The following is a 6,928-nucleotide window of genomic DNA, read 5'->3' as shown; positions in this document are numbered from 1 at the left end:
TTTGAAGACGGAGTGCAGGTTGTTGAACAATCGGACTGGAAGGCCGCTTGATGATATTTTGCTCATACACCAGAATTGACAATAACTCGATTTTCTCTTTTAAGCAATGAGATTGTGCGGCTGTTAGCTTTTAATAATTTTCTTTTACGCAAGATTTTATTTATCAGTTTATGAAATTTCGCGGAATCCTTGCGGTGTTTGCCAAAGCTTTTAGTTATTGATTTATAGTGGACTATCAACGGAATATTAGGCTGTGAAAATTTATCAATATGAATAAATAGGTCATTAATATTTTTCTTCAAATCAGTTACAGAAATTTCTGTGGGGGAAATAAGATAATCTAATACGGAATTAATTAGCATATATTGGATAAGGGGCGGTTTCTCTTTGCCTTGTGGTAACCATCTTATTGCAGCAATATTAGACATGTAAGTATTTTTAGATTTTTCATCCTCAGGTTAACTTTTATTTTAGTGTAAAAATCGAGTTCAAATTATTCTTAGAGCAGCTGGGATTTAATTTTTTCTTGTATTGCAAGCATATGCTCTTCATTTTGATACTTGGTTCTTGGCCAAAAAAAGCCTTTTAAACCATCTTGCTTATTTCTAGGGACAATATGGACGTGCAAATGTGGGATACTTTGGCTAATCGTGTTATTCATGGCAATAAAACTTCCTGCTGCCTCTGTGGCTTTCTCCACTGCAACACCAATTTTTTTAGTTAACATAAAAAGAGGGCTAATCAATGAATCTGGCAAGTCATATAAGGTCTTAAAATGGTTTTTCGGCGCAAGCAGGGTATGGCCAGGAAAGAGGGGACGGTGGTCTAAAAAAGCAATGAATTGTTCATTTTCATAGACGATATAAGCCTTTTCCTTTTTTGCAACGATTAAATCAATGATGCATGTAGCTGATTCTGGCGCAGGCATATGAACCTCCCTGTTTCCCCTCCATCTTATCTTAGGGTCTGTTGCCATTTCTACTACCTTGGCTGAAAAGTTTTGATTTCCTACGCTTCGATGCCCATAAATCAACACTTTTCGACTTCAGCTAGCGAAATGGCAACAGACCCTGATTTCTACAGCAGGAAGAATAATCATAAGAGCCGAGTTAATTTGGCTTGGATTGTGATGGGGTCAAAGCATAGTTTGCCGGGTTTGACAGCTCATTATGCGGCAACGGCCTATTTGCCAGAGCAAAAAATGACGATCTTGTGTGATTCGAGATTTGAGGCCGTGCGTCACCTGGGTTTAGTAGAGGGCCTGTACTCAATGCAGGTTGCGCCGAACTCGTGGTTGATTGTAATCTTCCCGGGGTTGGCTTTAATATGTTTGCTGTCATCGGTTGTATTGTAGATACAGGTTGTATCATACCAGGGTCTGGCGGTATTCTTCCTGCGATTGATGCTTCTGTTACTGGGGCTGGCTCTACCTTCCCTGCTGTTGCTCGTAGTATTGGTCCAAGGGCATGCATTGCTTCTGTTGTGGCTTGAACGAGGTCTGGGACTGGTTGTGCTGTTGTTGTCAGTAATTGTTGTGCTTCTTTTACAGCTTTCAATTCTTCCTGGAGTATTTTAACGACCTCTTCTTGAGCTTTAAATTTTTCCTCGAGGGTTTTTACTGTTTTTATCAGGGTGTTATAGTGCTTGTCAGGACTAGTCGATTTGTCTATCAATTTTTGAGCTCTTACTTTGGGTACAGCCTGTGAACTGGTTGATTGATTTTTTTGTTCAGAAGTAGGACTGGTCCAATTACGCAACAATTGAGCTATTTCAGGATGTTTATTTTGGTCTGCAAGATTGGCGGCTGTTAACAGTTCACCATGTGTTACATGGGGTACAAGAAGTTTCAGAGCAGCGGATTTACCCTCTTGTGCTGCTAGATCAAGAGCCGTAGTTCCTCTAGCATTTTTCAAATCAACTCCTTTACCTGTTTCTATAAGTAGTTTTACACACGCTAGAAAGTCATTGGAAACTGCGAACATTAACGGAGTCACTTTAAAGTATCCTAATTGCTTGGCTGGATCGGCTCCCTTGGCTAAGAGTTCCTTAACCATATCTGGCTGGTTAAGCTTTGTACTCCATAGTAAAGGAGTCGAAGGATAAGGCTTATTTTCAAATTTGGAAGTATAGGTTTCTTGATTCAGGTCGAGTCCTTTGAAGTCAAGTAATAATCTGAATGCTGCGAGATTTCTTTTTTTTATGGCGATAGTTAAGGCTGAATCACCCTGTTCATTTAGCGCATTAATATCAATTTGACCTTGGGCACGTAGTTTACGAATTTCATCTAAATCACCATCAATAACTGCTTGAAAAATAGTTTTCACTGGAATTCCCCCACTAGAAAAGGGGATTATTATGGAAAAAATGATCAATTGATAAAGAGAAACTTTAGGAAAGTTGTATTCCAGAAAGGAATTTGCCAAGCGATAGAGGATTTTTATTTATCTAAGGGCTATAGTCATTTTTATAATAAATCAAGGCGATTGCTAACATGTCCAATCTCTATGCTTCGACATTGAATAAAGAAATTGATGCCATACAAGATTTATTGCCACAACTTTCTTCTCGGTTAAGCTGGAGTAAAGAAGAGGTCAAGGCAGAGCAGCAACGCGCTTTAGTAGCTTTATTAGCTTATGCAAAACAAAACTCACCGTATTATGCGAGCAAATTTGCTCATATTGAGCCATCCCATTTTACTTTGAGTGATTTGGCTAAATTGCCTGTCATGACCAAAAAAGAAGCCATGACGCATTGGGATGAGATTGTCACTGATAGAAAATTAACTTTGGAAAGGGCCCGTCAATTTCTCCATAACCAAATTGAACCGGAGTTATTGGATAATGCCTATCATTTTACCGCTACGGGAGGCTCTTCGGGAGTCAGGGGGGTATTTGGGTGGAATATTGAAGAGTTTATCTTGTTTGTGGCTGCTTTTTTTCGTTTTCAATATCGTGATGAGTTCTCTTCGCAAAAGGATAATAGCCCTGTACTCATGGCAGCAATTACTGCAGCCAAGCCGGTTCATCTGAGCCGATTTGTATTCACGATTCCTCTCATACCACAAATGAAAGTCCTCCTGTTACCGGCTACGATGCCTATTACCAATATGGTTGAGCAACTTAATATCCAGAAGCCGAGCCATTTAATTGGCTACACGACGGAAATTTATCGTTTGGCTCAAGAAGCTTGTCGCGGAAAATTAAAAATTTTTCCTCGCCGCGTTAGTGTTAATTCAGAGCCGTTGTTCCCTGATATGTTAAAGACCATTAAAAAAGCGTGGAATGTTCCTGTGACCAATATGTGGGGGTCATCCGATGCTGGTCCACACGCGCAAAGCTGTGATCATACCAATCATCTCCATCTAAATGAGGATCTCATCATTTTTGAGGCGGTTGATGAAAATAATCAACCAGTTCCAGATGGGCGTGAAGCAACGAAAGTATTGGTGACTAATTTATTTCATAAAAGCATGCCTTTATTCCGCTATGAAATTGATGATCGCATTAGGATTCTGGCAGATTCATGTTCTTGTGGGGCACCGTTGAGATTAGTGCAATCCATTAAAGGGCGTAATGACGATAGTTTTTCCTATGCCAATGGCATTTGTGTTATTCCGGAAGTATTTGAAAATCTAATTTTTCCGGAAGAGCAAGTAGAAGAGTATCAAGTATTTCAAACCATTCAAGGTGCTGAAATTTGGTTAACGGCCAGAAAAAATTTTGTTACCGAGAAAATGCAAAAAGATCTGGTTACTGCCTATCGGCAAATGGGTATAGAAAATCCTCTGATTGAAATAAAGATTGTTCCTCAATTAAAGCGCCATCCTGAAACAGGAAAATTAAAGCGCTTTGTCAAACTCGAGAGCTAACTGGGGCTATATGGCTGAGAATTACTTGGTATTATTCCATTTTAAAGCTAGTGATAACGGTGGGCATTTCCTCATAAATTGTATGGATTAAGTTGTTCATTTCTTTGGATTGGGCCGTTTTTCTAAACAGCATTTCAACAAAATCGGCTGCATTCATTGGCCACTTATGTTCGTCAATTGTTTCAGATTGATTTTCATCATCGATAAGTTTTGCATTTTGCTGCAAAAAAAGATCCACTGCTTCTATGTCATAGGCAACGAGGGCTCCTGATTGGATGCTATAGAATTTTCCTTTGGGAACAACATCATACATTTTTTTATCAGCCATATGGATAAATTTCTTTGTCTCGGGGTTATAAGCATAGATTTCTTCAGGTAAGGCAGCTGGAATGACCAGGATCTTCAAGCCTTTCTTTTTCAATAAAAGGGAGGTTTGAAATACATCGTAACCCGCTTCGCGTATTCTGGCTAATGGCAAATAACCTAAGGCTTTTTTCTCTCCAATGTCGCTTAAGTCCCTCATTCTTGGATCAGAAAAGAAATCTCTATTTTCAGTCTCCTTTTGTTTTGATTCTTCTAAAAAAGGAGATTGTTGAGTGGGTACTTCACTTTTTACTGGGGTTTTTTTAGTCTTCTTCAGACCTACAAAAAATTTTTTCATTACTTTATCCGAATGCATCTTCTAAATTATGGTATCAAAAAGCACAATTTTCCAATGAGTGCTCTAAATTAGAAGCAATTGTTTAACGCTAAATTAACGGGTTATGGTTAGTTGTTTTTGAGAGGATTATTTTTTTCTTGCTTTAACAATGACCGCATCACTGACATTAGAAAAACCATGTACGTCTAATTGAAAGGATGCGACTTGAGCACGTAATTGACTCGAACTACCACCATCCAGATTAAGTGCATTTTCGCAATTGAGCGGAGCTGCTTTCATCAGTTGCGCTAATTCTGTAGTAGACATAGGCATATTATCGGTAACGAGAATAATAACACGCCCATCTTGGGTGATACCTAAGGCAGAGCGTTCTGCCCTACCTGGTTTAAGAGGTGGAATACGATTATTAATTAACAATCTGGGGCCACTTTGTATGGCAAAGTCGATTTGTCGATCAGGACTGTATTGCCTGATATTGCTTAAATAAGCTTTCTGATGCTTGACGTAAAAAATTCCCCACCAGCTGATATTTTTAGCAGGATTTTTTTGCCGCCTGTTATAAACTCGTAAGCCTAGCGGTTTATAATTACCATCAAAGAACCCCCCATTGATAGCCAAGAGCGCATTACTATGCTGGGCATATTCATTAACTGAGGCATGTTCACGTGATAAATCTTTGGCGGTAACCAGGGACAGCTCATTGTCTTTCAGGTTAATACGAAAGGCGTGGATATGGGACCAAGGTGTCAAAAAGCGACCCTCGAGATCTTGATACTCAATGCCGGGTGCCAATTGACGCCAACCATTGCTAGCAATCACATAATGAGTAAAAAACAACAAAAATAGAGCAATAGTTATAAATTTAGAGGCTTGTGTAAGCCATTTTACAAGAGCAATGGTTTGCCTGGGCATATTAATCTTGTATCCTTATGAACAAACTTGATAGCGGTAGACCCACCATGAAAACATTACCGGAAAATAACAATAGAGTAGCGCTTAAGTCAACCAACAATTTATTAGAATTAATGCATGACGTCCTGGATCGCGCTCGTGCGCAGGGTGCAACGGATGCGATGGTTTCAGTTAACCATGATAGTGGTTTTTCAGTCGATGTTCGTATGGGGGAAGTTGAGACAGTTGCTTTTAGTGAGGATAAAGGAGTAAGTCTCGTTGTTTATATTGGACATCGTAAAGGTGGTGCAAGCAGTACAGATACCTCACCTGCTGCTTTGGATGCCTTAGTCGCTGCTGCTTGTGATATCGCCAAAGTGAGTGCCGAAGATCCTTGTTTTGGACTTGCTGATCGAGAATTGATGAAAAATCATCATCCTGATCTTGATCTTTATCATCCTTGGGAAATCAAGCCGCCTCAGGCAATAGAAAAAGCACTTGCTTGTGAAGCTCATGCATTGGCCTTGGATAAACGGATTTCCAACTCTGATGGTGTTAATTTTTCCACCTATGCTTTCTGCAATGGTTTTGCCAATAGTTATGGCGGGGAAGGCGTAATTCAAAGTACTCGTCATAGTGTCAGTTGCTCTCTCATTGCAAAAGAAGGGGAGAGCATGCAACGAGATTACGATTATACGACGGCAAGGTATGCAGAAGGTTTAAATTCACTGGAAGCCTTGGCGCAAAAGGCAGTTGAGCGCGCTACCAGCCGTTTAGGGGCAAGACAGGTGAAAACGCAAAAAATACCGGTGTTGTTTTCTTCGCGTGTATCGAGTGGTTTGCTGGCAAGTTTTATTAATGCTATTAGTGGTTCAAATTTGTACCGTAAGAATTCTTTTTTATTGGATGCCTTGGAAAAGCAGGTTTTTCCTGCCGGTTTTAAAATTTATGAGCAACCTTATCTTTTAAAAGCATTAGGAAGTTCACCGTTTGATGGTGAGGGTGTGCCAACAAGAAATAATGTCTTTGTTGAAGATGGACGTTTATGCCAATATGCATTAAGTAGTTATTCAGCTCGTCGCTTAGGTCTGAAAACAACTGCTAATAGCGGTGGAGTTCATAACTTAACGCTTGATCCCACTGCAGGAGATTTGCAGGATTTATTACATAAAATGGGTACTGGCTTGTTGGTGACTGAGTTAATGGGGCAAGGTGTAAATGGCTTAACTGGCGATTACTCACGTGGGGCAAGTGGATTCTGGGTAGATAATGGTGTTATTCAATACCCTGTCGAGGAGATAACAATTGCTGGTAATTTGAAAGATATGTTTAAAATGATTACTGCTGTTGGTACAGATATTAATCCAAATATCTCAACTCGCTGCGGCTCTATACTGATTGAACAAATGATGATTGCTGGACACTAGGTACTGGTTACTGGTTACATTTCCATTATCATAACTGTGCATGTCGAGCCAGGGGCTCGGGCTAGATGTTTAAGCCACAAT

7 protein-coding genes are annotated in these 6,928 nt (G+C 39.8%); 2 read left to right on the top strand and 5 right to left on the bottom strand.

Annotated elements, in window-relative coordinates; translation table 11 throughout:
• Positions 1 to 62: 62 nt before the first annotated feature.
• From Lfee_RS15300 to Lfee_RS15290, 3 genes are all read right to left on the bottom strand, one after another.
• Positions 63 to 428: a hypothetical protein gene (locus Lfee_RS15300; RefSeq protein WP_058447842.1), complete on the bottom strand. Its 366-nt coding sequence runs from the start codon at positions 426 to 428 to the stop codon at positions 63 to 65.
• Between the two features lie 71 nt (positions 429 to 499).
• Positions 500 to 928: an HIT family protein gene (locus Lfee_RS15295; RefSeq protein ID WP_058447841.1), complete on the bottom strand. Its 429-nt coding sequence runs from the start codon at positions 926 to 928 to the stop codon at positions 500 to 502.
• Between the two features lie 181 nt (positions 929 to 1,109).
• Complete coding sequence (locus tag Lfee_RS15290; RefSeq protein ID WP_058447840.1) at positions 1,110 to 2,324, bottom strand: ankyrin repeat domain-containing protein; 1,215 nt, start codon at positions 2,322 to 2,324, stop codon at positions 1,110 to 1,112.
• A 167-nt stretch (positions 2,325 to 2,491) separates the two neighbouring features.
• Between Lfee_RS15290 and Lfee_RS15285 the strand changes: the two genes are divergently transcribed.
• A complete protein-coding gene (locus tag Lfee_RS15285) occupies positions 2,492 to 3,868 on the top strand; it encodes a phenylacetate--CoA ligase family protein (RefSeq protein ID WP_058447839.1) in 1,377 nt (458 codons plus the stop codon).
• 31 nt (positions 3,869 to 3,899) lie between these two features.
• Here Lfee_RS15285 and Lfee_RS15280 read toward each other — a convergent pair whose 3' ends face one another.
• Entirely contained in the window at positions 3,900 to 4,529 is a 630-nt protein-coding gene (locus Lfee_RS15280; RefSeq protein ID WP_058447838.1) for a hypothetical protein, read from the bottom strand.
• Between the two features lie 126 nt (positions 4,530 to 4,655).
• Complete coding sequence (locus tag Lfee_RS15275) at positions 4,656 to 5,441, bottom strand: phosphodiester glycosidase family protein (RefSeq protein WP_058447837.1); 786 nt, start codon at positions 5,439 to 5,441, stop codon at positions 4,656 to 4,658.
• A 47-nt stretch (positions 5,442 to 5,488) separates the two neighbouring features.
• On the opposite strand from Lfee_RS15275, the gene pmbA reads away from it, so the two are divergent.
• Entirely contained in the window at positions 5,489 to 6,847 is a 1,359-nt protein-coding gene (pmbA, locus tag Lfee_RS15270) for a metalloprotease PmbA (RefSeq protein WP_058447836.1), read from the top strand.
• Positions 6,848 to 6,928: the final 81 nt, after the last annotated feature.

This window comes from Legionella feeleii (genome assembly GCF_001467625.1).
Lineage (GTDB): Bacteria > Pseudomonadota > Gammaproteobacteria > Legionellales > Legionellaceae > Tatlockia > Tatlockia feeleii.
Note: the sequence above shows the minus strand (reverse complement) of the source record. Positions and strands in the feature narration are given on the sequence as shown.

Coding starts and splice junctions, on each gene's coding strand:
- Lfee_RS15285 (WP_058447839.1), top strand. CDS start 2,492: ATGTCCAATCTCTATGCTTCGACATTGAATAAAGAAATTGATGCCATA.
- Lfee_RS15280 (WP_058447838.1), bottom strand. CDS start 4,529: ATGAAAAAATTTTTTGTAGGTCTGAAGAAGACTAAAAAAACCCCAGTA.
- Lfee_RS15275 (WP_058447837.1), bottom strand. CDS start 5,441: ATGCCCAGGCAAACCATTGCTCTTGTAAAATGGCTTACACAAGCCTCT.
- Lfee_RS15295 (WP_058447841.1), bottom strand. CDS start 928: ATGCCTGCGCCAGAATCAGCTACATGCATCATTGATTTAATCGTTGCA.
- Lfee_RS15300 (WP_058447842.1), bottom strand. CDS start 428: ATGTCTAATATTGCTGCAATAAGATGGTTACCACAAGGCAAAGAGAAA.
- pmbA (WP_058447836.1), top strand. CDS start 5,489: ATGAAAACATTACCGGAAAATAACAATAGAGTAGCGCTTAAGTCAACC.